The organism is Allopontixanthobacter confluentis (assembly GCF_009827615.1).
Taxonomy (GTDB): Bacteria; Pseudomonadota; Alphaproteobacteria; order Sphingomonadales; family Sphingomonadaceae; genus Allopontixanthobacter; species Allopontixanthobacter confluentis.
The window spans coordinates 950646-975836 of the sequence record NZ_WTYU01000001.1; the positions used below are offsets into that span (position 1 = coordinate 950646).

Below are 25191 nucleotides of genomic sequence, written 5' to 3' on the forward strand. Positions count from 1 at the left end.
ACGGGTGGCAAACGCCTGATTAATGCCCATCTATATCATGAAACTTGCAGGCGATAGCTTGACGCAGGGGCCTGTCCACTTTAGCGGCTGGGACTTAGCAACATCGCCGGAAAACCATTTAATCGGAGCGCCCCTTATGGCCGACCCCGCCTCTTCGTCTGCGCAGCCAAAAGGCGCAACCGGAGTCCTCGTTCTGGCGGACGGGACCGCTGTGTGGGGCAATGGCTTCGGCGCGGTTGGCAGTGCCGTTGGCGAAGTGTGCTTCAACACCGCCATGACCGGCTATCAGGAAGTGATGACCGACCCCAGCTACGCCGCGCAGATCGTGACGTTCACTTTCCCGCACATCGGCAATGTCGGCACCAATGACGAAGATTTCGAAAGCGCGGTAGAAGGCGCGGTGGGCTGCATCGTGCGCGAGGAAGTGACACCGCAGAGCAATTTTCGCAGCACCACGGAATTTACAGACTGGCTGGCAGCGCAGGGCAAAATCGGCCTGTCCGGCGTGGATACCCGCGCGCTTACCCGCCGCATCCGCCTGTCCGGCGCGCCCAATGCGGTTATTGCGCATGCGCCCGATGGCAAGTTTGACCTCCACGCCCTGATGGCCCGCGCCCGCGAATGGGCAGGGCTGGAAGGCATGGACTTGGCCCAGCGCGTTAGCCGCGAAAAATCGCAGGACTGGGTAGGCGGATCATGGGAACTGGGCAGCGGTTATGGCGGTGCTGACAGCAGCGCAAAGCCGCATGTGGTCGCCATCGATTACGGGTCGAAGGACAATATCTTCCGCAATCTGGTCAAGGCTGGCGCACGGGTAACGGTGGTTCCGGCGCGCACCAGCCTGGCCGATATCATGGCGCATGAACCAGACGGTGTGTTCCTCAGCAACGGGCCGGGTGATCCAGCGGCAACCGGCGCTTATGCCGTGCCGGTCATCAAGGCGCTGCTGGATGCGGATATGCCGCTGTTCGGCATCTGCCTTGGCCACCAGATGCTGGCGCTGGCAACCGGCGCGAAGACCACCAAGATGCACCAGGGCCACCGCGGCGCAAACCATCCGGTCAAACGTCTGGAAGATGGGGTGGTGGAAATCACCAGCATGAACCACGGCTTCGCAGTCGATGCCGACACCCTGCCGGACAGTGTGGAGCAAACCCACGTGTCCCTGTTTGACGGTTCCAACTGCGGGATTGCGGTGAAGGGCAAGCAGGCGTTCGGGGTGCAGTATCACCCGGAAGCAAGTCCGGGACCGCAGGATAGCTTCTATCTGTTCGAGCGGTTCGTGGGGATGTTGGGGTGAGTACAACCGAGTTACTCACGCTTGCGGCGATCTTAATTGGTCCAGTTTTGGCGATAGTCGTTCAAATTGTAGCTGAACGCCGAAAACAAATTCGGGAATCTAGAGTCCAGACATTTCGTACCCTAGTTAGCACAAGACATCTGCCAGGCGATCCAAGTTATTCGACCGCAATCAATATGATTCCTATTGATTTTAATCGTGTCAGACCAATCGAGAAGGCGCATGAAGAATACATTCGAACGATCTTGTACAAAGCTTCAAAAGAGAATGCTGAAGCGCACAATCGAGATATAATAGATAAGCAGACGAAGCTTATTTTCGAAATTGCTCGGAAGTTAGGCTACAGTTTGAAAGAGAGCGATATTCAGAACGCCGCTTACGCAGCAGGCGGTTTCATTGAGCGCGATAATTTGATGCTAAGCGGATGGCAGGCATGGACTCGGATCGCATCGGCTCTCGAGAAGCAAAATAGTCATTTTATTGTTCAAGAAAACGAAGGCAACTAATGCCAAAAAGAACTGACATCTCTTCGATCCTCGTAATCGGCGCTGGTCCTATCGTGATCGGCCAGGCGTGCGAGTTTGATTATTCCGGCACGCAGGCGATCAAGGCGTTGAAGGAGGAGGGCTATCGCGTCGTCCTAGTCAATTCCAACCCCGCCACCATCATGACCGATCCCGATATGGCGGATGCGACCTATATCGAGCCGATTACGCCCGAAGTGGTCGCCAAGATCATCGAGAAGGAACGTCCTGACGCCGTGCTGCCCACCATGGGCGGGCAGACGGCGCTGAATTGCGCGCTATCCCTCGAAAAAATGGGTGTGCTGAAGAAATTCGGCGTCACCATGATCGGCGCGGATGCCGAGGCCATCGACAAGGCGGAAGACCGGCAGAAATTCCGCGAGGCGATGGACAAGATCGGCCTTGAAAGTGCGCGCAGTGGCATTGCCCACAGCCTGGACGATGCGCTGGCCGTGCTTGAAACCACCAAGCTGCCCGCCATCATCCGCCCCAGCTTCACGCTGGGCGGCACCGGCGGCGGCATTGCCTATAACAAGGCGGAATTCGAACGCATCGTCCGCGAAGGGCTGGATGCATCGCCCACCACCGAAGTGCTGATCGAGGAATCGCTGCTGGGGTGGAAAGAATTCGAGATGGAAGTCGTCCGTGACAAGGCGGACAATTGCATCATCATCTGCTCCATCGAAAACGTCGATCCGATGGGCGTGCACACCGGTGACAGCATCACCGTTGCCCCGGCGCTGACCCTGACGGACAAGGAATATCAGATCATGCGGTCCGCCAGCATCGCGGTGCTGCGTGAAATCGGCGTGGAAACAGGCGGCTCCAACGTCCAGTTCGCGGTCAATCCTGCCGATGGCCGGTTGATCGTCATTGAAATGAACCCACGCGTTTCGCGCTCTTCCGCGCTGGCATCCAAGGCCACCGGCTTCCCCATCGCGCGCGTCGCAGCGAAACTTGCCGTTGGCTATACGCTGGATGAGATTTCCAACGAAATCACTGGTGCGACCCCGGCCAGTTTTGAACCGACCATCGATTATGTGGTCACCAAGATCCCCCGCTTTGCCTTTGAAAAGTTCAAGGGCGCGGAAAACAACCTGTCCACCGCGATGAAATCTGTCGGCGAAGTGATGGCGATTGGCCGCAGCTTTGCCGAAAGTATGCAGAAGGCGTTGCGCGGGCTGGAAACCGGCCTCGACGGGTTCAACCGCATGGTGGAACTGGAAGGCGTAAGCCGCGAAGTGCTGACCGCGGCGCTGGCCAAACGCACGCCCGACCGTATCCTGCAAGTGGCGCAGGCATTCCGCGAAGGTATGTCGGTGGACGATATCCACGCCATCACTTTTTACGACCCGTGGTTCCTGCGCCAGATCGAAGCGATCATCGCGGCGGAAACCGAAATTTCCGACAATGGCCTGCCCAATGATGCGGAAGGTTTGCGCAAGCTGAAAGCCATGGGCTTTTCCGACAGGCGCCTCGCCACGCTTGCAGTGCGTTCCGTGGGCGTGGCTGGCGGGCTGGGCGAAACCCAGGCGCGCCGTTCGGGCCTGCTGCATGATGCCTTGCGCGCCATGGCTGGTGCCACTTCGGAAGAAGAAGTGCGCAAATTGCGCCAGAAACTGGGTGTGCATCCGGTGTTCAAGCGGATCGACAGCTGCGCGGCCGAATTCGAAGCCATCACGCCCTATATGTATTCAACCTACGAAGCCCCCAGCTTTGGCGAGCCTGAGAACGAGGCATGGCCATCTGACCGGCGCAAGATCGTCATTCTGGGCGGCGGGCCGAACCGGATCGGGCAGGGCATCGAATTCGATTATTGCTGCTGCCATGCTTGTTTCGCGCTGGAAGAAGCCGGTTATGAAACCATCATGATCAATTGCAACCCGGAAACGGTTTCCACCGATTATGACACGTCTGACCGCCTGTATTTCGAACCGCTGACAGCAGAAGATGTGCTGGAAATCCTGCGGGTCGAACAATCCGCCGGCGAGCTGGTGGGTGTGATCGTGCAGTTTGGCGGGCAAACCCCGCTGAAACTGGCGCAGGCGCTGGAAGATGAAGGCATCCCCATTCTGGGCACCAGCCCCGACGCAATCGACCTTGCAGAAGACCGCGAACGCTTTGCCAAGCTGGTCAACCAGCTGAAGCTGAAACAGCCCAAAAACGGCATTGCCCGCAGCCGCGACGAAGCTGCCGCTGTCGCCAACAGCATCGGTTATCCAGTGCTGCTGCGCCCTTCCTATGTGCTGGGCGGCCGCGCCATGGAAATCGTCGATAGCGAAGCGCAGCTTGATAATTACATCGCCACCGCGGTCAACGTGTCGGGCGACAGCCCGGTTCTGATCGACCAGTATCTGCGCGATGCCATCGAATGCGACGTAGATGCGCTGTGCGATGGCGAGCAGGTCGAAGTGGCCGGCGTCATGCAGCATATCGAGGAAGCCGGCGTTCATTCCGGCGACAGTGCCTGCACCCTGCCGCCCTACAGCCTGCCGCCTGAAATCGTGGCGGAAATGGAACGTCAGGCCAAGGAACTGGCGCTGGCGCTGAATGTGGTCGGCCTGATGAACATCCAGTTCGCGGTGAAGGATGGCGAAGTCTATCTGATCGAAGTGAACCCGCGCGCAAGCCGCACCGTGCCATTTGTGGCCAAGGCCATCGGCCAGCCCGTGGCGAAAATCGCCGCTCGCGTCATGGCGGGTGAAAAGCTGAACACTTTCCCTGCGTTCAAGCGCGAACTGGATTATATGGCGGTCAAGGAAGCGGTTTTCCCCTTCGCCAAATTCCCCGGTTCAGACCCCGTCCTGACCCCGGAAATGAAATCCACCGGCGAAGTGATGGGCATTGATGCGGATTTTGCGACCGCATTTTACAAGTCGCAGCTGGGTGCAGGGGTAAGCTTGCCCGAAAGCGGCGTGTTGTTTGTTTCGGTAAAGGATAGCGACAAGCCGGTCATCGTACCTGCCATCGCCATGCTCATTCAACACGGCTTCAAGGTGATCGCCACTGGCGGCACGCAAACCTATCTGTCCGAACAGGGGCTGGCGGTTGAGCGGGTGAAAAAAGTGGCTGAAGGGCAGCCCCATATCGTCGACCGGATGATCGATGGTGAAGTTGATCTGGTGTTCAACACTACTGAGGGTTGGCAAAGCCATATCGACAGCAAGTCGATCCGTGCATCGGCGCTGGCCAAGCGGATTCCCTATTACACCACGGCGGCGGCATGTCTTGCCACAGCGCAGGCAATTGTCGCTGTAACCGCCAGCCAGCTTGAAGTTCGGTCATTGCAAGACTATTATAGCTGAAACAACCGCGTCCTTTCTCGACAATTCTGATGCACTGCTGCCGCCTCACCATGAAGCGGCCCGGCATCGAATTGCCAGAATTGGCGCCCTGATAATGAATTGAGGATACGATGGAAAAAGTTCCGATGCTTGCGGAAGGCTACGAACGGCTGACGGCCGATCTCAAGGTCTTGCGCGCGGAACGTCCGAAGATTGTGGACGCGATTGAAGAAGCGCGTGCCCATGGCGATCTTTCGGAAAACGCCGAATATCACGCGGCCAAGGAACGCCAGGGCCAGGTAGAAGCGCAAATCGCCGATATCGAAAGCAAGGTTTCGCGCGCCCAGATCATCGATCCGACGACCCTTTCGGGTGACCGCATCATTTTCGGTGCGACCGTGACCTTGCTGGATGAGAATGACGAGCCGGTGAAGTACCAGATCGTTGGCCAGACCGAAGCGGACGCCAAAAAAGGCCGGATTTCGTACAATTCGCCGCTGGCCAAGGCATTGATTGGCAAGAATGTGGAAGATGAAATAGAAGTCGCGGTTCCGTCAGGCGACAAGTTCTATCTGGTAAAGAAAATCGAATTCATCTGAAGACTTCAGCGGCGAAGCGGCCAGTTGGCCTGCTTCGCCGCGCCGTCCTTTCAGGAAGGCCGACCGGGCTTCGCGCCTCGGGCTGCCTGTGCCTGTATTATTTCCCCAGCGCTTCAGGATCGAGCAGCTTGTGCAAATGAACAATCACATATTTCATTTCGGCATCATCAACCGTACGCTGCGCTTGTGAGCGCCACGCATCAACCGCTTCATCATAACTGGGGTAAACCCCGACCACATGCACGCTGTGCGGGTCTTGAAACTCCAGTGTGCGGGGATCTTTCACCCGGCCGCCCATAACGAGATGGAGAAGCTGTTTCGATTTCGGGTCCGACATAAAATTACCTTATCAACCTGGGGAAGCTCGTGCGCGGCCCATAAAGAAATCGGCGCAGCAGGCAACCCCGCTACGCCGATCACATTTTTTACAAACTGCCCTTAGACAGTTTCAAAACTGGCCTCAGCCAATCCGGCCACGCAGGTTCCTGAGCGTGCGGTTGGCCTTGTTGCTTACAGTGCGGCCAAACATGGATGCTGTATCGCCCGCATCTGCAGCGCGGCTGGAAGCATCGCGCCTCAGTCCACGTGCGGTCGAACTGATGGTGTCACCGAGATCGCCCAGCCTGTCCTGACCATGGCGGGCTGCAGATCCGGCACTGTCCAACAGTCCGGTGCCATAAGTAAGGCCAAGTTCCGCTGCGAGCGCTGCAAATGACGCTGCGCGCGTGCCGACTTTTTTGCTCAGGCGTCGGCCCGGGCCCGGAATGATTGCTGCCAGAAGAACGCCCACTGCAAGACCGCCAGCGACGGTAGCAATGGGATGTTCCTTCACAAAATCGGTCGCTTTTTCGCTCGCATCACGGGCATATTCGCCCAGAGTGCGTTCCGCATTGCGCGCTTCACCAGCTTGGATCTTTTCGCGCAATTCTTCGCGCTTTTCGTCAGTCGTCATTGAAATCTCTCCAGGAAATTTGTCCGAAAGAACCCAGCGGCGTCATGCCGCATCAGGTTCTTGTCGGTAATCTTCGTCATCATAATTCGCAGCGCGACCATCACGGTCTTCGTCATCGGTAAACAGGGAGATGATCGGATTGCGTGCGAACCACACCAGGATCGCAGCGATAAGCGTGGCAAGAACACCCCGGTTATTATTCGCTACGTCGACTGCCTCGTCGAACACATCGACTGCGCCTTCGCTGATGCGGCCCATGAGCCTGTCACCAATACCCTTGCCGGAAAGATCAGCGCGCAAATTTGCCACGTCTGCTTTTAACAAGGCAAGCGATGCGTCTCTCAACGCGCGGTCTTCTTTCAACCTGCGGAACTTGTCTTCGCTCATTCCCGTGTCTCCGCATATGCATCGGCCATGCGCGCAAAGCGGGATTTTGCCATCATGGCAAAAACGATCCCGCACAGCGCCAGTGCGCCCACCACAACGGCAGTCGCACCCCATGGCGATAGGATAGGCGAAAGCGCAAAAATCGCCCCGACCACCAGCGCCACAAGCGCCAGATGCAGCAAGGCAAATGCTACTACGCCATAAAGGGCGCCGCTTTTTCCGCGATCTGCCGCGAAGGACATGCGGGATTTCTGAAACGCCAGTTCGGCGCTGACATATGTCTTGCCGTCGTCAAATATCGCGATCAAATCATCAGACAGCGAACCACCCCTATAGGATGCTTCTGCTGCCGAAAACTCCGCCTCACCATCGTGCCCGTTATCGGGCAGTCCGTCATCAAGCATGAACTGCCCCTTCAATTGCCAGTCCGGCCAGCGCAAAACAGAATGCCTGCGCTGGCCGTACTGCGAACATTATTAATCCTTGCTTCCGCTAAACAGACGCGCAAACATGAAGCCGATTACAGCTGCAATACCCACTGCGGCAGCGGGGCTCTTGCGCACCATGGCTCGTGCATCTTCGCTCAGTTCATCAACCGTCTTGGCATCCAGCTTGGCCGCTGTATCCTGCAGGCTGCGCGAGGCGGAACGAGCATAGTCGCCATATTTCGCGCCCAGCTTGTCATCGATCAGTCCGGCATTATCGGCAACCATTTTGCCCAGGCCGGAAATCGCGTCACTGGCTTTCGCCTTGCCTTCAACAGCCAGATCGCCAGCCTTGACCTTCGCTTCGCCAGCAAGGTCAGCGGCCTTGATCTTGGCATCCGCGCCATAGGCCTTGGCATCGCCCATCAGATCGTGCGACTTGCCCTTGGCCTGCGCCTTGTAAGCGGTTGCGCGGGTGGTTGCCTCAGCTTTCAAAGCAGCAGCGCCAGCCTTGGCTTCATCAAGCGCAGCGTTGAAGCGCGTCTTGGCTTCTGCGGTGTTGCTGGTTGGGGTGCCTGTTGGTTCAAGCGATACTTCAGGTGCAATTGTCCTGTTAGCTGCTTCAGGTTTTGATGATGGTGTTCCGGCCTGTGCCATGATGAATTCCTTTACCCTCGAAAACTATTTCAGACCGCCCGTCTGGCGATACCGATACTTCAATTATCCAACGCAACTTGCGCCGCTTTGTTCCGGTGCATAAAGCACCATGCGAACCCTGATCAGAGCAATATTGGGGTGTATTAGCGAAATGCAACACTTGTTACCGGAGCATTGCCCCACATGACTGCAATTATCGACATCCATGGCCGCGAAATTCTCGATAGCCGGGGCAACCCCACGGTAGAGGTCGACGTACTGCTGGAAGATGGCAGTTTTGGCCGTGCCGCAGTCCCGTCAGGCGCATCCACCGGCGCGCATGAGGCAGTGGAACTGCGCGATGGTGACCCCGCCCGTTACCTCGGCAAAGGTGTCACCAAGGCGGTTGACGCCGTTAATGGCGAGATTGCCGATATGCTGCTGGGAATAGATGCAGAAGACCAGCGCGATGTTGATCTGGCGATGATTGATCTCGACGGGACGGAAAACAAGTCGCGCCTGGGGGCCAATTCCATTCTGGGCACCAGCATGGCCATCGCCAAGGCAGCAGCGGCCGCGCGCGGGATGCCGCTTTGGGCCTATGTTGGCGGCGTATCAGCCCACGTTTTGCCAGTGCCGATGATGAACATCATCAATGGCGGCGAACATGCCGATAATCCGATCGACATTCAGGAATTCATGATCATGCCCATCGGCGCGGATGATATGGCGGAAGCGGTGCGTTGGGGCGCAGAAGTGTTCCATACGCTGAAAAAAGGCCTGTCGGAAAAAGGCCTTGCCACAGCGGTTGGCGATGAAGGCGGGTTTGCCCCCGACCTGGCCAGCACACGCGATGCGCTGGACTTCGTCATGGCGTCGATCGAAAAAGCCGGCTTCAAACCCGGCGAAGACATAGTGCTGGCGCTGGACTGTGCCGCATCGGAATTTTTCCGCGACGGAAAATACGAGATTTCGGGCGAGGGCAAGTCACTGTCACCCGACGAGATGGCGGCGTATCTCGCCAAATTATGCGACGATTATCCAATTCGTTCGATTGAAGACGGTTTGGATGAAGATGATTTTAATGGCTGGAAAGCGCTGACTGACAATGTCGGCCATAAGGTCCAGCTGGTGGGTGATGATTTGTTCGTTACCAATCCCAAACGCCTTGCAATGGGCATCGACAAGGGGCTGGCCAATTCGCTGCTGGTCAAGGTCAACCAGATTGGCACGCTGACGGAAACCCTGGAAGCTGTCAGTATGGCGCATCGTGCCGGTTACACGTCTGTCATGTCGCACAGGTCTGGCGAGACAGAAGATGCGACCATCGCCGATCTGGCTGTGGCGACCAATTGCGGGCAGATCAAAACCGGCAGCCTGGCCCGGTCTGACCGGCTGGCAAAATACAACCAGCTCATCCGCATCGAGGAAGAACTGGGCGCCAGCGCCGTTTACGCTGGGCGCGGATGCTTTGGCCGGTTGTCGGGCCAATAATAACCCCCGGTCATCAAGTTTGAATTGCGAATTGCCCTCTCCTCCGCGGCAGCATAAGGTTGCTGCGGAGGAGAGGGATTTGGCAGATTTTCCGGTTTCGCCCGAGCAATTGGGCACAGCCTATCTTTCACGAATTCTGGACGCGCAAGTTGCTGATTTTACCTGGGCACCGATTGGCGCCGGGCTGGTGGGTGACAGCGCCCGCATCAATCTGACCTATGCCCCCGGCCATACCGGCCCGCCAAGCATTGCCGCAAAATTCCCTGCCGCTGACCCTACCAGCCTTGCAACTGCACGGATGCTGAAGCTATATGAAAAGGAAGTCGGCTTCTATTCCACCGTTTCGCCCCATGTCACCATCCGCACGCCGGCGGTATATTGCGCGCAATGGGATGGTGAGACCGGCGATTTCCTGCTTCTGATGGAAGATCTGGCACCGGCAGAGCAGGGCGACCAGCTGGCAAGCTGCAATTTTGCCCAGGCCTCTGCCGCCATCACACAGATTGCTGCGCTGCACGGACCAACCTATGGCAACGCCGCCTTGCTTGGCCTGCCATGTGTCCAGCCAGAACCGCAAGCGCGCGCCTTTGCCGCCGCGCATTATAAGGCCGCTACCGAGAAATTCTGTGCGCTATATGCGGGCCGGATGGAACCGGCGCTGCTCGACATTTGCGCGCAGCTGGGCGCCAGATCGTCAGCACTGTTCAGCGATGCGCTGCCTGCCGGGCCGTGCATCATCCATGGGGATTTCCGGCTGGATAACATCCTGTTTGATATAAATGGCGGGGCAGAACCGATGGCCACACTGGACTGGCAGACATTGGCTGCGGGCGATCCTTTGGTCGATGTCGGATATTTCATGGGCGCTGGCATCGCGCCTGACCTGCGGCGCAACCATGAGTCACAGCTGCTTGCGCTTTATCGTGCGGAACTGGCCCATCACGGCGGCCCCCAATTGTCCGATCAGGCCATGCACGAAGGATATGCCCGCGGCGCATTGCATGGCATTTCCACTGCAGTTTTCAGTGCGGCATTTGTCGAACACAATGACCGCAGCGAGGCGATTTTCCTGTCGATGGCGCAGGGCGCCGCCGAACTGACGCGGGATCTGGACGCATTGGCAATATTGGAGAAATAGCATGGTTCTTAGTCGCGGCGATGAATATCCTCTGCATCAGACGGCCGAGCCGGTGGCCTATGCAGGCACCGACCGCAATTTCTATGACCGCTATTTCTTCAATGGTTACGCGCCCGATGGCAGCGGCTTTTTCGCATTGGCGCTGGGGATTTACCCGCATCTCGATATTGCGGACGCGCATTTTTGCGTCATCCGTGACGGCACCCAGCATTGTGTGCATGCAAGCCGTGAAATGGGCATGGAACGGATGGATTTGTCCGTCGGCCCAATCCGGATCGATATTATCGAACCCCTGCACGCATTGCGATTGAGAGTGGATGGCCAGGACGGAATTGCGGCGGACATCACCTTTACAGGTCGCGCATTCCCGATTGAGGAACCGCGGTTCACCCATCGCATCGGACCGCGAACGTTCATGGATTATACGCGCATGACCCAGAACGGGCACTATGCCGGCTGGATTGAAGTGGACGGCAAACGCGAAACCATCAGCAGTGAAACCTGCGGCACCCGGGACAGAAGCTGGGGCGTGCGGCCAGTCGGCGCGCGTGATGCGCAGCCGATGCCGGGCATCGATAGTCCCAGTTTCTTCTGGCAATGGACCCCGATCAACCTGCCAGGGGGAAGCTTGTTCTGGCATCTCAATGCTGACCCTGATGGCACGGCCTGGAACACCCGCGCTGCGTGGGCAGCCGACGGCGTGGACGCTGGCGGCATCAGGGAAGGGCATGGCGAAATGGGTTCCCAACTGGTGCCGGGCACACGCTGGCCAGCGGCAGCGGAACTTACGATCGATGTCGCGGGCGCGCCAAAATCTGTCACCTTAGAACCACTTGCAAGGTTCCAGATGCGCGGGCTTGGCTATACCTCGCCGGACTGGAACCATGGCCTGAACCATGGGCGATTGGAAGTCGAGCGTGAGGATATCCCCCTCGACGCGATTGATCCCTTGGCGCCGGAAAACCTGCATGTCCAGATCGTGTGCCGCGCCACCACCGATAGCGGTGCAACCGGCACGGGGGTCTTTGAACAGCTGGTTATCGGCCCCTATTCACCCATGGGACTGACCGGATTTGTTGACGCCCCGTAAGGCCGGGGCAGACAGATGGTCAGCCGAATTTTTTGCGCAGGTCCAGCAGTGCGATGGCCGCCTTTGCCGCTTCGCCGCCCTTGTCCTTGCGCGTTTTATCCGCGCGGGCGAGGGCCTGTTCCTCATTTTCGACAGTGATGATGCCATTGCCAATCGCTACCCCGTCCATGGTCAGCGCCATGATCCCGCGCGCGCTTTCACCCGCAACGATTTCAAAGTGGTATGTCTCGCCGCGAATGACCACGCCGATTGCGACAAACGCGTCAAACTGGCCGCTATCCGATGCCATGGCAATCGCGCCTGGAATTTCCAGCGCACCCGGCACGGTCAGCACTTCCACTTCGTGGCCCGCAGCTTCCAATGCCGATCTGGCACCATCTACCAGCATATCGTTGAGGTGGTCGTAAAATCGGGCTTCGACGATCAGAAAACGCGCCATGGGATACTCCTAAAGGATTCGACGCGCGTTAGCCCGCCCCCACGCGATAGGGAAGGCAGGGAGATAATTTACCCCAAACGCGCAGCTTTTTAACACGTGATTGCAAGCGGCATGATTAACGGCCATTGGGACGTTTCAACCGGCGGCACGCCAGTCGTGCCAGCAATCAGGCAGAACGCATTTCTTGCCCCAGCAAATCCATATTGATGACCGGCCATTATCGGACCGCATACGCGACGGGCTGGGCCGCCGGATGGTGGGCATTCTTGCCGCTTTGGTGCTGGAAGGCCTCATCATCCTGCTGTTGCTGACGTTATCTGCCACCATGGGCAGCAATCAGCCGCCATCCACCGCACTGGCAAGTTTCGATTTTTCTCCGCCGCAGCCACCAGCCCCGGATGAAGAACCGGAAAAGGCCAGTCAAACGCCCGAACCGCCAAAGAATGCTGCCACGGCAGCGCCCCGCGAAGCATCCCAGGAAGCTGTATCGCCGCAAAACCCTGCACTGCCGCAAATTGCTGCGCCTGACCGGCCCGCGCCGCCCGTCATCATCAACCCTCGCCCGCAGGAAACCGCGCCAAAGGCTGAACCTTCCGCCGCAAAGCCCAAGGCAAAAGCCGTCATCAGGGGCGACATGACCGGCCCTGCCGACACCGTAGGGCGGCCCGGCGACAGCGCGCGCGTCGAAGGTTCCGGACCCAACGGGGAACCGCTTTACGCCGCTGCGTGGTACAGGGAGCCTTATCCCGACGAACTGGCAGGCTATCTCTCCACAGCGTCAGGCCCGGGTTGGGCGCTCATCGCCTGCCGCACCGTGCCAAATTACAAGGTGGAAGATTGCGTGCCCGTGGCAGAATATCCGCGCGGCGCAGGCCTATCCCGCGCAGTCCTGGCCGCAGCATGGCAGTTCCGCGTCCGCCCGCCGCGTATTGGTGGCACCTCAAAGGTCGGCGAGTGGGTCCGTATCCGGATTGATTACGAACAGCGGCGTAAATAGCGCCGCCTTCACTCAGCCTGCGTTCCGGTTTCAATTAGACGGGATTGCAACATCGCTGCTTCATCCGAATGCATGACGAAATATGTGCTGTTTTACAATGAAAGTTGTGGTGGACGCACTTGGGCTCGAACCAAGGGCCCGCTGATTAAGAGGCAAGACTTGGCCTCGTTCAGCGCGTTTCAGCGCGTTTCAATCATCGCGCCTTAATCAAAAAAATCGCTGATTTCCTTGCTTCTTTCGTGACCTGCCATATCATCGCGTTTCACAGGGCAACAATAAAGCTTAGGTGAATTGTTGCCCTGATGTTGCCCAGAGGATGGAGGGTAGGGTGCCGACGCCAAAGGAAGAGCTAACCGTAAAGCGGTTAGAGAACCTAATCCCAGCCCTGCAGGGGCAGCGATACGAGATTTCCGATACTCACGTTAAGGGGATGCGAGTCCGCGTGGGCGATGCCGCGGTGGAATCAGGTGATCGTCGACGGAAGGGCAAAGCCGCGCACATCAGCTTCGTTCTCCTGGCGCGGTTTAAGTTGGGAGCAAGCCCGACCCGACGAACCCTCGGCACGTTTCCTGAACTGTCCCTAACTGATGCCCGCCAGAAGGCTGTTGAATGGAAAGCTCTCATTCGAAAAGGAGTGGATCCCGCAGATGAGATTGCGCGGGTTCGAAGGGACGAGGAAACCGCGAGGCAGAACCGAAGGACCCTTTCAGAAATCTTGGATCAATATGAACGCGAGAAATTGTGCAATCTCCGGAGTGGTGACGCCACTCGGCGCGCGCTTGATGGCAAGTCCGGGTTACTTTCGACTTTCCTAGACCGGGAGCCGTCAACGATTACCCGGGCGGAAATTCGGGCTAAGGTTCGCAGCCGAGCAGCGGAGTCTCCAATCTCGGCCAACAGGCAACTCGCCTATGCGAACGCGTTTTTCAATTGGTGTTTGCGTGAAGAAATTGTGCAGGAGAACCCGGCGCGCTTCATTGCGAAACCATCTCAAGAGAAGTCTCGCGACCGCTACCATTCGACCGATGAATTGCGGGAAATCTGGGTCGCAACGGAGAAGCTAGGATACCCATTCGGACCATGGCTCCGGTTGGTTATCTTGCTGCCCATGAGACGGAAGGAGTTGGCTGCAATCCCAATCTCCGAAATCGAACTCGGTGATGAAGACGCGACAGAGAGCATTTGGACCCTTCCGGCAGGCCGCACCAAGAACGCAAGTGCATTGAAGGTGCCTATCCCCCCGCTCGCCCGAAGCATCATTCTGGAAGCAATCAACGATAAGGGTCGCCCGGCCAAAAGCCCGTTTGTGTTTTCTACCACAGAGAAGACGCCCATTTCTGGCTTTGCCAAGGCCAAGCGCCGTCTTGATTCCCTAATTGATCGACAGCGGATCGAATCCGCGAACGAGGCAGCAGTGGACCCCGTCCCAATGCCTCATTGGACGGTTCACGATTTGCGGACCACTTTTACGACACTGGCATGTGCAAAGCTTAATATCGACGCAGGAGTTGCAGATCGAATTCTCAATCACGTTGCTTCCGCCACCACATCGAAACTGACGCGAACCTACAACCAGTTCGACTTGTTCGAACGGCGTCGTGAGGCGCTCTACGCTTGGGAGAATTTCATTCGTGCCGAAGTGATCGGGCCGAAAAGTGAAAAGGTCGTGCCGATCAGGCAGGCGTCAGCATGAGCGTTGATCCAGTTGTCCGCTTGGCCGCTCTTCAGATTGACGATCCGGAGGAGGCGTTGAACGTCCGCTTCCCCGCAGAGGAGCGACTGGCATTAGAAGAGATTGGGCTTGGCAGCGATCCATGGAGATTGGTTGAGGAAGCCGCGTCAGGATTCTCTGAGCAGGTCGAGGAGGCAGTCCTGCTCGAAAAGGGCGAAGTGATCTTAAGCGTGGAAGTGGCAGAGTTGATCGCCATTGCTCTGAAAACCAGAAAGCGACCAGCTAACCGTCCAAAGCTTAGCAAAGACCAGCAGGTCCGTCGGAACGCGCTGGCCGCGCTCGGGCGACAGCTAAAATCTCAGCACATGAAGATGGGAATGAAGGCTGGGGTAGCGGAAGTTCAAGCGGCGAAAGCCGTCGCAGAAATCGGTCGGGACTTTGGAGAGAAGGTTAGCTGGCAGACGTTCCGGAAATGGATCAAGCTTCGGCCCAAAAAGTAGCCCAGTTGTAGTTCAGGTTATCAAGCCTGATTTGGTGCATCCAATGCCAACCCGATTCATGAGGTTGCATTATGATCACTGAGCTTGACCCTTTTCTCGATCGCCCGACCATACGGGAGATCACTACCCTGTCTTTTCCGACCATCAGTCGCCTTCAACGCGCAGGCAAATTTCCGAAATTTGAGCAGATCAGCCCGGGCCGCAAGGCATTGAGGCAATCGGTTCTGAACGAGTTTCTTGAAGGTCGAAGGGATTGGGGCTGATTGCTCCAATCCGCATACCTTGCTGGGATGGTCGGTAAACGGCAGCATTTCAGCAATACAGCCCTACTGTGGGATACGATCAAAGGGCAGGCCCAGTCCGAAACGTGGAAGGGCGATCGTAGGGGTGGGGAACGCCTCTAAGTAGCCACCAAGCTACCAGCCGTCCCTGGCATGGCAGCGCCCGCATGACTCAGCCTGGCACCGTCATGCATGGCCGGACCGTCCTCTGCATCGGCTTTCGCCAGAGCAGGGGATGGCCGTCCTATGCCCACGATCTAGCCCCTTCCATCATGCATGAGGCTTTAGTTTAAGTAAGACTCACCAAGGTTGGAGTTCTGACGCGATGGCGGGATTTTAATGCTTCGTCGCAGGACCTTGAAGAAGAGTGCGAACGGTTCGCCGATGATGCAGGTAACGGTCTTTTGCATCAATAGGAGGGCCACAGCCCTCTCCAATCATGTCCATGATGAACAATCACGCGCGCGCGCGCGAGGCTACGCACACGAAGCTAGTCGGGCGTGACCAAGAAATCGGCCATCCATTCCCGCTCCTTCTCTGATGGATCGTATGAGACGGCTCCACCGCCCAGCGCCTTCCAATATCGCGCCGACCCGATTTCATCATGGGCGACCAATTCAGCCGCCAGGTAAAGCAACCAAGCGTTACCGCGCATGGAACTGATGATGAAAGCCAATGCTTCATCTTCGGCACTGTAGGGGGCTATTGGCTCGAAAGCGGCATGGGCGGGACCGATATGCACAAATTGCTTGCTGAGCATCCCGTAATACATTCCCAAAGGGGCGACGACGCCTTTTGCCCAACCGACACACTTTGTTGATTGAAGCTTGCCTGCATGGAACCGCTCAAGCGCATCCGGTTCAATAGCTATTGCAATTACTGTCGCGATCGTTTCGATGAAAGATCTCGCCAGCATTCCATACTGACGCCGATAACCATGGCGCGCGACTTCTATGCTGGCGAGGTAGGTGTTGGCGGCGCTGTTTAGCAATCGTGACACGGTGGCCTTGTAGTCCTCGTCGTCCAACCTTGGCAGGTGACGGACAATCAATCCCACGGCCTCTCCAAATAACTCGCTGCAGGCAGAGATGTGTGGCTTCGCCAGCACGTCGAAGGTGCGCCTGATTTTGGGGCCGTCCCGATGAAGCTGATTCTTGATCATATCCTTCGTGATGAAAACGATCTGCTTCTTGTCATGATCGACGCGAACTGACGCCACCTTCCTCTCGGGTGGAATATTAAACTTTTTCCGTTTCTCTTTCGTTCGCGTTTGCTTCGTCATTTTAGGAGGCTACCATTGGTGTCGCGCGGGGCCAACGCTGTCCTGCAAGTAAGTCTGTAACTGAATGGAAGGCGATGAATGGCGAACGAAGCGACTGAGTGGCTGGCCTCGGTGAGCGAACACTGCCGCAAGCTGATCGAGATCGCGGGTCTCGCTATCCGAGACCGCAATGAATACGAGCAAGATGCGAACAAAGGCACCCTGCGGGCCGCGCTGAACGCGCATAAGGAGGCTCTGCAAGGATTGTTGCCCGAGGACTTCCCAAATAGCCGTATTGGCGTTCTCGCGCGGCACATTGGCTTTTGCGAGCCTAACGACTGGTATGACATTGTATTGTTCGATGTGCCCGACATTCTCGCGAAGGCTGAGCGATACGCATCTGAGATGCCCGATGGCCAACTCGGCGGGTTCGACGAATTCCTGCACGCCCGCTTTCGACCTCGCCTAGAGTTGGCGCTACGTGAAGCCGAACCAGATTTTCATGCTTTGATACTAACGTACTGCGTCGATCTCGCTACCCATTTCCAACGCAAAGCAGGCGCGGCAGATGACTCAGATGGGGAGATCGGGCGCATTTTCAGCCCCAATAATCCGCAATTGCTCGTTGCAGGAAACCTGGAAACAGACACCGACCGCAACCTACAGCGGGGGGCGATGCTGCTGATGCAGGGTTGGAGATCGTTCCTTCGTAATCCTCATGCCCATGAAGTTCGGCCGACCGACGAGGAAAACGCGGTCCACGCCTTGATGCTCATGTCCCTTCTCGCGCGCATTATCGACGGCGCTACTCGTGTCGAGGAAGAAGCAGCCGCATAGGGCTGGGGCAAGCTCTTTGGGGGACGCTGATCGTCAATCATCGTCCAAGCACGCACAACTCTTTGAACTCTTGACGAGAAAGCGCGCCAATCGAAATTGGTTGCATGCTGGGGCAAATGCAGGGCAATTTTTTGCCTCGATTATAAGCGGAAACTGGCGCTTCATCCGAAAAGTTCACTGTGCGTACCAGTGCGAACAAAATGAATCGTCCCAGCTTTGCCTATCGTCTCGTCAACATTGTAGATGAGAAGAAAATCGCCCCCGATGTGGCATTCCCGATACCCCTGTGACTCGCCTTTGAGGGGATGATCCAACCATTCAGGGCCGAGTAGGACATCGTTTGCAGCGAGAAGGAGCATCGCTTCCTTCAACCGGTGCATGTCATACCTGCCTGAGCGAGACAGTCGCGCCCAATCCTTGAGGAACGCCTTCGTGTAGTCGATCTGACGCGGCATGGCCGCGCGTTTGTTCGCGGCAGATTTCTTCACGTTGCCGGTTTTTCGCTTGTGCGATTTTTGTCGTTCTCGTCGTCCAGTGAGGCAAACATCTCATCTGCGTCGTCAAAACGAGCGCGGCCATCCGCCTTCAATTGCTCGACCTCATCCATCGCTGCGCGGGTTTCGGCGTTGGGAGCCGGCCCGAGATCAAGTCCAGGTGGAGGCGCCAATGGCATGCGGGGCGGGGCTGTGCGCCACATGAGGGTGATTTCCTCGTCGGTCAGACCGTATGCGCGCTCGACCATGGCAGCGAGCCTGCGCTCATACGCCAGCAACTCTATCCGTGCATTCCGGGCAGGCTCAGCGGTGTCCGCGAATGCGTCGCGTAATTGGCGAAGCTGTGTCGGGGTCAAGCCTTGCCGCTTAGGTAGTGCCGCTTTGACGGCAGCGACGAACCCATCGCTATCAAATTTACTCGATTCGCGGAGCGCAGGAGGGAGTTTTTTCGGTTGGAATGTCTGATCAATCCAATCCTCCATGGCTTTGTCGGCTCGCCGGATCTCACCGAGCGTTCTTCGCAACGCGGTCGAAATTTCGCCGGCATTATTCACATCGTTTGGGGGGCAAGGTGCTATTGGAAACGGTCTAATGAATGAATCCATGAAGCGCAGCGCTTCGTCTTTGCCATGTTGAGCTTTACGCCAAGAATACCACCACGTTAGTGGTGAATTGAGGACGGTGGGTATCCACGAGTCCTCCGAAGGAAGTGCGTAAGCTGTGTTATTAATGTAGTGATTGCTATCGTCGAAAGCGAAACTGTTCGACCAAGTAATCTCAGTGTAGACTATTTTTGGGCTTTCGAAGCTATTATAGTAGGCGCAAGAGCGTAGCTCCCACCAAAATTTCCCTTGATCCTCCCGGTGCCGCAGACCCTTGAGCTTTCCGTCACTTCGGAAGCTTTCGAGTTCCTTGAACCGTCGATGGATCGAAGGATAGGTTTGCGCGAAAAGTGCTTCAGCTTCGCTTTCCGATGCAGCATTTGCCCAAGGCCAAGAGTGATCACTGCTTGACTTCATCACGATCATCCAGAGCCCTGCCCATTCTGAAAGCCATCGGTCAATGTCTTGGCCACGGAGGTAGGGCTTGATGATGTTGGCGGCTTTCGGGTCGTCGCTCACAAGCTGATCGCGTGTGGCGGTGTCGATCAAAAACGCCTCGTTGAGTCCCGTTTTGATCCCATACAGAGGGCTGACCCCGGCATATTCCTCTAGCGGCACGCCGCGTTCTCGAATCTTCTTGAGCAGCGCAGCGACCTCTGGCGGCTCCAGCACCCATGCCTCTTCTGTCAGATCGGAGCGTTCGGCGCGATATGTTGCCGACAGGACCGCTGCTGACAGCCCCTCACGGGGGACATTATCACGCCGGATAACGGCGAGATCATACTGCTGGGGCACCGCGTCAGCATCGGGCTTCTGCACCGCGATGACGCACGGAAAAACGTCGGCATCCGGGAACAAATGTCGCGCGTGACCGAAATCGGCCAGAAACTCGACCCACACATCTTCTGCGAACATCCGCCGAAGTTTTTTGGCATAGCCAGCCTTCAGCCATTTGTTAGTGACGACATAACCCATCCGTCCGCCGGGTTTCAGCAGCTTGATCCCCTGTTCGTAGAAATAGACATAGAGATCGGCAGTACCGGCATAGGTGTCGAACGCTTTCGACAGGGCGGGCTTGATGTCGCCAATTTCTTCCTGCCGGACATAGGGCGGATTGCCGATGACAGCGTCGAAACCGCCTGACCGCCGTGCAGAGGACAAGTCAGTCCACACGCCGGGGAAAGCCACTTCCCAATGGAAGAACCGCTGTTCAGCCGCGATCGCGCGTGCCTCGCGCACCAGACTGTCCGCGAGCGCGCGCCGGCGATCATCGGGCCGATGGCTCGGCATCAGACTGCCTTGAACCGGCTCTGGCGCATCTAGGCTAAGCTCGGCCCGTGTGTCGGCGGCGAGCACTTCGATTTCCCCGCTCGCGATCCGGCTCGGATCACCGAAAGATCCTTCGTGAACCAGCTTCATCGTTTCGGCCCGGTCGAACTTGCGTTCGGCTTCGCGGGCCTTGGCGACCGCCCGATCAATTTTCGTCGTTTCCTTTTCGAGCGCGATCCGGGCCTTTTTGGCTTTCCCCTCATCAGTGATTTGGGCCAGCGCCTTGCGCATGTCGGCGAGGCGCCTGTCGCCATCCTTCCGAATGGCTTCAGCCGGTTCGCGGGGGCGACGAACGTTTGTTTGCAGAACGCCCATGAGGTCGTCGGCCTTGGCGAGGCTTAGGATTGCCTCGAGGGGTGCGCTGGCTTCTGAGACGGTGGCAAAAAGGGTCTTTGACTGGTCGACCTGGGTGATGTCGGTGTCTGTCAGCCCTTCAATCGTTTCCATCTCGCGCACGATATTGGCAAGAGGGGCAAGGTGCCGGTTGGAAATGAGGGCACCACGTTCCTGCATCCAATCCATCGTTGGCCGCACCCATGCGCCGAGCACGCTGTTGCCGCAACGCAGGTGGTGATCGAGGAACGACAATGGCGCACCAACCGTGAAGCTGTGCAGCCAGAGCGCAACTTTTGCGAGTTCCACCGCCATCGGATTGAGATCGACCCCGTAAACGCAGCGCTTGAGCACCATGCGGCGTACGATGTGGCGGTCGTCCAAATGATCTTCGACGATTGGCCAGTTATGCTCCCGCGCGTTGGCGATGATCCCCTCTCGCAAATCCGTGATCTGCTTGACAAGAGGGGACGTATACTCCCCGCCAGCCATGCTTTCGGCATCGCCCACTGCGGTCAGGACTTTGTCCGAAAGCCAGTCCACCAGGCTGACGAGGAAATGCCCACTTCCCATCGCGGGATCGACGATCCGGAGCGAAAGCAGTGCCATAGCCGGATCGTGTGCGCGAAGATCGTCACCCCTTGCGCCGCTCTCAAAGGCCGCTTCGAACACCTCGCGCTTTTCGTCGACGAGTGGGCCCACGGTCTTTTCAATAATGAGCGATACCAGGGGCTCGGGAGTGTAATAGGAACCGGACCGGTGCCTAGCTTCATTGTCTGAGCGCGGTCGAACCGATCCGCCTTCCTCGATCTCGACGCCGTATTCCAGAATCGATTCATAGATCGAACCTAGCTGCTGAACCGAAAGATCGCGGTAATTGATGTAGCGAAGTCGCCCATCTTCCTCTCGGTGTGAGAGCGGTAATATGATCTTGGCGAGCGTGTCGTCCGACAGACTGATACGACTGAGTAGCGAGTTACCTTCCGCCGCGAACAGGCCACCGTTGTACTGCGGAATGCCGAGATCGTCGTCGCCCTCGGAGATCGCGCCGAAAATTGTTTCAAGGCGGGACCAGTAGGCGGTGCTGCGAGCAAGTTGCGCTTGCCCTTGAAGATACCGTTCCTTGATCTCCTCCCGCAGACGGGTGAGGCAATAATCCGCGTAGTTGCCGCGCTCGTCCGGAAGCAGATTCCGGTCTTCGGCATAGAGGACAAACAGCAGGCGATAGAGCAGGAACATCGCTGCCTCACGGACTTGTTCAGCGTAATCTTCATCGAGTTTTTCGGGACGATCCGGGTCTGCCAGAGGGATAGCGTTGATCAGTGTGGGGAAGACGGTATCAAACACTGTATCGGCCAGATTCTTGCGGACCCTTTCTTCCCACCGTCGCGCATCCTCGATCGCGATAAGGTGGAAGCTGCGGCCTTGTTCGCTCGGACGAAACGCCTCGCGGCCGAAGATCAGCACGAACAGCCTAAATGCGTGATGGGGATCGATCGGTTCATCGAGGAGATCGGGATCGCAACCGGACAACCCGAAGATCTTGCCGAGGTCAATCTCGAAGAAGTCTTCGGCGACCGAAAGCGCGTTTTGGTAATAAAGTCGCCAGTGCCGTCCGTTGGTCAAAATACCCCACGGCATCTTACCATCGGCAACGACGGCAGCGCGGCGCAAATAATGCATGATTTGGGTGGTCGGAACACCTTGATCCCCTTGCCCCTCGCGATCCAGCGGTCGGCCCCAGCGCTTCGCCTCGACGAGAGCAGCACCGTGCCGGAAGCGTTGCCATGGCTCGAGTGTCTTTGCCCTCTCGGCGGCCTCGTCATCCGCGAAAAGCAAGGCATCGGGGACATCCTTGCGTCCCTTTGTGGTCATGTTCTGCTGAACGGACTTGTGTTGCCAGCCTAGCAATTCGAGCAGCGGATAGATGAGTTGATCTTCGGTTTCGGCTTCCGTCGGCTTCTTACGGCCAGCATGTTCAAGCAGCAGTGCCCGCAATTTCTCCCACAGCAGTTCGACCTCTTTACTCTCGAGGTTCTGCCATTCGGGAGTTTCGGCAATCCCTTCCTTTAGCCAATCACGAGTAAACAATGCGCCTTGGAACACTCGAACCTCCCTGTAGAGCGCGAGGTAACGACTTTTTCCGCTAAAGGCACCCGTTCTTTGTTGCTGAGATCATTCAAGCTTTCGAGCGCCACGAACCATCCCCTTTGATTTTCTGATCACCCCCTTGGCGAACTCGGATGAAGGAATAGATCTCCATCATATTTCTCCCCCGACATCGAGCCGCTGCAACTGTTCGCCTGCTTCGAGGTCGCGGACCTCCCACTCCTTGTAGGTCTCCCCCGTTCTGTCGTTTTTCCATTCGATTGTGCCATTCGCCGGGCGACCATTGACCACTGCCGCAGCGGCGCTCGGACTCTTGAAGGCGTAATTCTCCGTGAAGATGCTTTGCTGGCCTTCCGGTTTGAGAACACCAGACCGCTTCAGTTCCGCATGAAGCTGGCCATAGCCGGTTGCTTCGGATCCTCGACCTTCCCAATTGAGTCGAGCCAGAGAGCCCGCTTCGACCACAAACTCCCCGTTCTCAAGAAATGCGTGGGCGCGAAGACCGTGCTTTTTTGTTTCGAGCACAAAGCGAGGTGCAGTGTGGGATGACCCGGTGACTTGGGCGGCGCCAACTTCCGTGCTCTTCATGGTTGGGCGGGTCCGTTCGATGAACATATCAACGCGAACTGCTGGAAGGACGGTTAGGAGGTTTTCGATAAATGCCTCCATCTTCGCGACATCTGCCTCACTCAACGAAGGAACGGGCGGCGTGGTGCCATTATCTAGTTCGGCACGGCCAATGCGCTTGGCCTCGGCTATCAAGCGGGACTCAAGGTATCGGACATGGGCCTTGTTGAGCTTGTTGCCCGCTGTGGTGATGAACACGACGCTGTTCCACCAGTCCTTCTTCACATCATGACTTTTAAGCCGGCCGCCTACGTCGTCGCTCTCGCCGATGTAAGCGAACGGCGTTCCGTCCTGATCACCAAGCAAGAGATAGACGCCCGTGCATTTGGGTTCTGACCGCTTGAGCGCGTCCCCCAAGCTGTGTCCGGGGCACCATCAGGACATGGCCGGTCCAGTTGTAGAGTTCCGCCGTCACCATCCCGTCGGGATGACCATCGATGTAGAACAATTCGAGAGATTGGCCTTTCCGGTTTATGGAAACAAGCTCCCTTGATAGTCGGTTCTTGGTGCGGTGCCATCTGGAACAATTTGGTTGCGACGCATCCAGTCCAGCCAATGGGCGAGGGTGAGCGGCGACGTGCTCCATGTCGTCGAGAACGAAGCGATGGTTCGGGCCTGCGGCGTCGCGCTGGAAGGTGCCGCCGAGTTCCGAGGCCCGGCATAGCTTTCAGCGAGATACCCGCCTTTTATCGCCGCCATGCGGCCAATCGATCCAAGGGCGCGAATGTAGTCGCCTCGCAGCAAGTCCGCGACGGACCAACTGAAATTCGAAAATGATTGGTGATTCAATACTTAGCCCTCCAGCGTTGCTTGATGCATCATCAAAGTTCATCGGGCAACAATTGCGAACAACCTATTTAGATTTGCTGCGCGCTATTTTGTCGGCTCGTCTTGCTCACCCACGACTGCGCCGAAGGGATCCGTCATTCGGATTTCCCCGATTGTGCTAGCCCCATCATAGTTGAGCGTGATTTTGGCGGGGATGCGGAGCATCCCCCAGCCGACCGACCCCTGCCACTCTACCGACGTGACAACACGAAGGTCCGCTGGGTGAGGGATAAATATTCTTCCAGCGTCCAGATCGGCATCGCCAAAGAAGTGATGTGGTTTGCCTGGATAGATCTCTGAGACCGATGCTTCGGTCAGGCTATGGATGCTGATCCAATAGACGCGATCAAAGCGAGGTGGGCTTTCCTGAAACGCCCGGCGCATTCGCTCGATCGTTATGGGGTCCAGCCAGAAGCCGTGTTCTGTGCTGTAGATCACAAGGAAACGCCCGACGGCACCTTGATGGGCGGATTTCATGCCGATCAGTTCGATTGCGTGCTCGGCCTTCTCATGCGGCTGGAGTGATGTCGGCGCATCCGTGAATCTTGGGCCAAACACCGATAGGGGCGCGAACTCAGCTAACTCCATCTGCATAGGTCCGGCCGACGTATCGATTGTGAAGTCGAGGTCGTTTTCTTCGTTCTGCTTGGGCTGGCCAAACGGTGCGAGCGTCGGGTCAGTTTCTGTGGCGACCCAGCGGTCGAACGCCTTCGCAAAGAGGTTGGCGATGAGCCGCTCGCGCTCGGCCTTGTCCTCCGGGAAGGGAATCACAAACCAGGTCGGCCCGTTTGGACCACCGCCGAACGGGCCGCTTTTGCCTTGGGGTTTGGATCGCGATCCGCTCATAATTCGGTGCCGTATGTGTTGCCCCAGACGTTGCCCCAAGAAACGATTCCAAGCGGCTAGCGCGAAATTTTCTAACTAAGTTATTGATTTTTTGGTGGACGCACTTGGGCTCGAACCAAGGACCCGCTGATTAAGAGTCAGCTGCTCTACCAACTGAGCTATGCGTCCACTTGCCGGATTGCGGCGTCTTCGAATCGACTGGCGATA

24 protein-coding genes and 1 tRNA gene are annotated in these 25191 nt (G+C 57.3%); 12 read left to right on the forward strand and 13 right to left on the reverse strand.

The window, feature by feature from the left end:
- Positions 1-136 precede the first annotated feature (136 nt).
- From carA to greA, 4 genes are all read left to right on the forward strand, one after another.
- Positions 137-1300 (forward strand): glutamine-hydrolyzing carbamoyl-phosphate synthase small subunit, encoded by a 1164-nt coding sequence (gene carA / locus GRI44_RS04495; protein ID WP_160600221.1) that lies wholly within the window; start codon positions 137-139, stop codon positions 1298-1300.
- Positions 1297-1806 (forward strand): DUF6680 family protein, encoded by a 510-nt coding sequence (locus tag GRI44_RS04500; protein WP_160600222.1) that lies wholly within the window; start codon positions 1297-1299, stop codon positions 1804-1806. Before carA ends, GRI44_RS04500 begins: the two co-directional genes overlap by 4 nt.
- Entirely contained in the window at positions 1806-5129 is a 3324-nt protein-coding gene (gene carB / locus GRI44_RS04505; protein ID WP_160600223.1) for a carbamoyl-phosphate synthase large subunit, read from the forward strand. The genes GRI44_RS04500 and carB overlap by 1 nt, the downstream gene beginning before the upstream one ends.
- A 110-nt stretch (positions 5130-5239) precedes the next feature.
- Positions 5240-5707 carry a transcription elongation factor GreA gene (gene greA / locus GRI44_RS04510; RefSeq protein ID WP_160600224.1) on the forward strand — a complete coding sequence of 156 codons (468 nt, stop codon included), beginning with the start codon at positions 5240-5242 and terminating at the stop codon, positions 5705-5707.
- A gap of 97 nt (positions 5708-5804) precedes the next feature.
- On the opposite strand, the gene GRI44_RS04515 is transcribed toward greA, so the two are convergent.
- From GRI44_RS04515 to GRI44_RS04535, 5 genes are all read right to left on the reverse strand, one after another.
- Positions 5805-6044, reverse strand: a complete 240-nt coding sequence (locus GRI44_RS04515; RefSeq protein ID WP_160600225.1) for a DUF4170 domain-containing protein — start codon at positions 6042-6044, stop codon at positions 5805-5807.
- A gap of 123 nt (positions 6045-6167) precedes the next feature.
- The gene (locus GRI44_RS04520) at positions 6168-6659 is read right to left on the reverse strand and encodes a hypothetical protein (protein WP_160600226.1); all 492 of its coding nucleotides are present in this window, start codon (positions 6657-6659) and stop codon (positions 6168-6170) included.
- A 42-nt stretch (positions 6660-6701) separates the two neighbouring features.
- Positions 6702-7046, reverse strand: coding sequence for a hypothetical protein (locus tag GRI44_RS04525; protein WP_160600227.1), 345 nt, complete (start codon positions 7044-7046; stop codon positions 6702-6704).
- The gene (locus GRI44_RS04530) at positions 7043-7450 is read right to left on the reverse strand and encodes a phage holin family protein (protein ID WP_160600228.1); all 408 of its coding nucleotides are present in this window, start codon (positions 7448-7450) and stop codon (positions 7043-7045) included. Before GRI44_RS04530 ends, GRI44_RS04525 begins: the two co-directional genes overlap by 4 nt.
- A 72-nt stretch (positions 7451-7522) precedes the next feature.
- Positions 7523-8128 carry a hypothetical protein gene (locus tag GRI44_RS04535; RefSeq protein ID WP_202386135.1) on the reverse strand — a complete coding sequence of 202 codons (606 nt, stop codon included), beginning with the start codon at positions 8126-8128 and terminating at the stop codon, positions 7523-7525.
- Positions 8129-8311: 183 nt separating this feature from the next.
- Between GRI44_RS04535 and eno the strand changes: the two genes are divergently transcribed.
- From eno to GRI44_RS04550, 3 genes are all read left to right on the forward strand, one after another.
- Complete coding sequence (gene eno / locus GRI44_RS04540) at positions 8312-9601, forward strand: phosphopyruvate hydratase (RefSeq protein ID WP_160600229.1); 1290 nt, start codon at positions 8312-8314, stop codon at positions 9599-9601.
- A gap of 79 nt (positions 9602-9680) precedes the next feature.
- Positions 9681-10739, forward strand: coding sequence for a phosphotransferase family protein (locus GRI44_RS04545; protein ID WP_160600230.1), 1059 nt, complete (start codon positions 9681-9683; stop codon positions 10737-10739).
- A gap of 1 nt (position 10740) precedes the next feature.
- A complete protein-coding gene (locus GRI44_RS04550) occupies positions 10741-11829 on the forward strand; it encodes a hypothetical protein (protein WP_160600231.1) in 1089 nt (362 codons plus the stop codon).
- A gap of 19 nt (positions 11830-11848) precedes the next feature.
- Here GRI44_RS04550 and ribH read toward each other — a convergent pair whose 3' ends face one another.
- Positions 11849-12268 carry a 6,7-dimethyl-8-ribityllumazine synthase gene (gene ribH, locus GRI44_RS04555; protein ID WP_160600232.1) on the reverse strand — a complete coding sequence of 140 codons (420 nt, stop codon included), beginning with the start codon at positions 12266-12268 and terminating at the stop codon, positions 11849-11851.
- A gap of 184 nt (positions 12269-12452) precedes the next feature.
- Between ribH and GRI44_RS04560 the strand changes: the two genes are divergently transcribed.
- From GRI44_RS04560 to GRI44_RS04575, 4 genes are all read left to right on the forward strand, one after another.
- Complete coding sequence (locus GRI44_RS04560; protein WP_160600233.1) at positions 12453-13265, forward strand: hypothetical protein; 813 nt, start codon at positions 12453-12455, stop codon at positions 13263-13265.
- A gap of 316 nt (positions 13266-13581) precedes the next feature.
- Entirely contained in the window at positions 13582-14958 is a 1377-nt protein-coding gene (locus GRI44_RS04565; protein WP_202386136.1) for a tyrosine-type recombinase/integrase, read from the forward strand.
- Positions 14955-15437, forward strand: a complete 483-nt coding sequence (locus GRI44_RS04570; RefSeq protein WP_160600235.1) for a hypothetical protein — start codon at positions 14955-14957, stop codon at positions 15435-15437. The genes GRI44_RS04565 and GRI44_RS04570 overlap by 4 nt, the downstream gene beginning before the upstream one ends.
- Positions 15438-15508: 71 nt before the next feature.
- Positions 15509-15700, forward strand: a complete 192-nt coding sequence (locus tag GRI44_RS04575; RefSeq protein WP_160600236.1) for a helix-turn-helix transcriptional regulator — start codon at positions 15509-15511, stop codon at positions 15698-15700.
- Between the two features lie 508 nt (positions 15701-16208).
- Here the strand turns inward: GRI44_RS04575 and GRI44_RS04580 are convergent.
- On the reverse strand, positions 16209-17000 hold the full coding sequence (locus GRI44_RS04580; RefSeq protein ID WP_160600237.1) for a hypothetical protein: 792 nt from the start codon (positions 16998-17000) through the stop codon (positions 16209-16211).
- Positions 17001-17078: 78 nt separating this feature from the next.
- Here GRI44_RS04580 and GRI44_RS04585 point away from each other — a divergent pair, with 78 nt between their 5' ends.
- Positions 17079-17816, forward strand: a complete 738-nt coding sequence (locus tag GRI44_RS04585; RefSeq protein WP_160600238.1) for a TIGR02391 family protein — start codon at positions 17079-17081, stop codon at positions 17814-17816.
- Positions 17817-17977: 161 nt separating this feature from the next.
- Here the strand turns inward: GRI44_RS04585 and GRI44_RS04590 are convergent, their stop codons facing one another.
- The 6 genes from GRI44_RS04590 to GRI44_RS04610 form a co-directional block, all read right to left on the reverse strand.
- A complete protein-coding gene (locus tag GRI44_RS04590) occupies positions 17978-18304 on the reverse strand; it encodes a type II toxin-antitoxin system YafQ family toxin (RefSeq protein ID WP_332872355.1) in 327 nt (108 codons plus the stop codon).
- Positions 18301-22680, reverse strand: a complete 4380-nt coding sequence (locus tag GRI44_RS14110) for an Eco57I restriction-modification methylase domain-containing protein (protein WP_160600239.1) — start codon at positions 22678-22680, stop codon at positions 18301-18303. The genes GRI44_RS04590 and GRI44_RS14110 overlap by 4 nt, the downstream gene beginning before the upstream one ends.
- Positions 22681-22836: 156 nt before the next feature.
- Positions 22837-23667 (reverse strand): GIY-YIG nuclease family protein, encoded by an 831-nt coding sequence (locus GRI44_RS04600; RefSeq protein WP_232842967.1) that lies wholly within the window; start codon positions 23665-23667, stop codon positions 22837-22839.
- A 114-nt stretch (positions 23668-23781) separates the two neighbouring features.
- Positions 23782-24099: a hypothetical protein gene (locus tag GRI44_RS13845; RefSeq protein ID WP_202386275.1), complete on the reverse strand. Its 318-nt coding sequence runs from the start codon at positions 24097-24099 to the stop codon at positions 23782-23784.
- An 84-nt stretch (positions 24100-24183) separates the two neighbouring features.
- Positions 24184-24984, reverse strand: a complete 801-nt coding sequence (locus tag GRI44_RS04605; RefSeq protein WP_160600240.1) for a hypothetical protein — start codon at positions 24982-24984, stop codon at positions 24184-24186.
- Positions 24985-25076: 92 nt separating this feature from the next.
- Positions 25077-25152, reverse strand: a tRNA-Lys gene (locus GRI44_RS04610).
- Between the last annotated feature and the right edge of the window lie 39 nt (positions 25153-25191).

Coding starts and splice junctions, on each gene's coding strand:
- carA (WP_160600221.1), top strand. CDS start 137: ATGGCCGACCCCGCCTCTTCGTCTGCGCAGCCAAAAGGCGCAACCGGA.
- carB (WP_160600223.1), top strand. CDS start 1,806: ATGCCAAAAAGAACTGACATCTCTTCGATCCTCGTAATCGGCGCTGGT.
- greA (WP_160600224.1), top strand. CDS start 5,240: ATGGAAAAAGTTCCGATGCTTGCGGAAGGCTACGAACGGCTGACGGCC.
- GRI44_RS04515 (WP_160600225.1), bottom strand. CDS start 6,044: ATGTCGGACCCGAAATCGAAACAGCTTCTCCATCTCGTTATGGGCGGC.
- GRI44_RS04520 (WP_160600226.1), bottom strand. CDS start 6,659: ATGACGACTGACGAAAAGCGCGAAGAATTGCGCGAAAAGATCCAAGCT.
- GRI44_RS04525 (WP_160600227.1), bottom strand. CDS start 7,046: ATGAGCGAAGACAAGTTCCGCAGGTTGAAAGAAGACCGCGCGTTGAGA.
- GRI44_RS04530 (WP_160600228.1), bottom strand. CDS start 7,450: ATGCTTGATGACGGACTGCCCGATAACGGGCACGATGGTGAGGCGGAG.
- GRI44_RS04535 (WP_202386135.1), bottom strand. CDS start 8,128: ATGGCACAGGCCGGAACACCATCATCAAAACCTGAAGCAGCTAACAGG.
- eno (WP_160600229.1), top strand. CDS start 8,312: ATGACTGCAATTATCGACATCCATGGCCGCGAAATTCTCGATAGCCGG.
- GRI44_RS04550 (WP_160600231.1), top strand. CDS start 10,741: ATGGTTCTTAGTCGCGGCGATGAATATCCTCTGCATCAGACGGCCGAG.
- ribH (WP_160600232.1), bottom strand. CDS start 12,268: ATGGCGCGTTTTCTGATCGTCGAAGCCCGATTTTACGACCACCTCAAC.
- GRI44_RS04565 (WP_202386136.1), top strand. CDS start 13,582: ATGGAGGGTAGGGTGCCGACGCCAAAGGAAGAGCTAACCGTAAAGCGG.
- GRI44_RS04570 (WP_160600235.1), top strand. CDS start 14,955: ATGAGCGTTGATCCAGTTGTCCGCTTGGCCGCTCTTCAGATTGACGAT.
- GRI44_RS04575 (WP_160600236.1), top strand. CDS start 15,509: ATGATCACTGAGCTTGACCCTTTTCTCGATCGCCCGACCATACGGGAG.
- GRI44_RS04580 (WP_160600237.1), bottom strand. CDS start 17,000: ATGACGAAGCAAACGCGAACGAAAGAGAAACGGAAAAAGTTTAATATT.
- GRI44_RS04585 (WP_160600238.1), top strand. CDS start 17,079: ATGGCGAACGAAGCGACTGAGTGGCTGGCCTCGGTGAGCGAACACTGC.
- GRI44_RS04605 (WP_160600240.1), bottom strand. CDS start 24,984: ATGAGCGGATCGCGATCCAAACCCCAAGGCAAAAGCGGCCCGTTCGGC.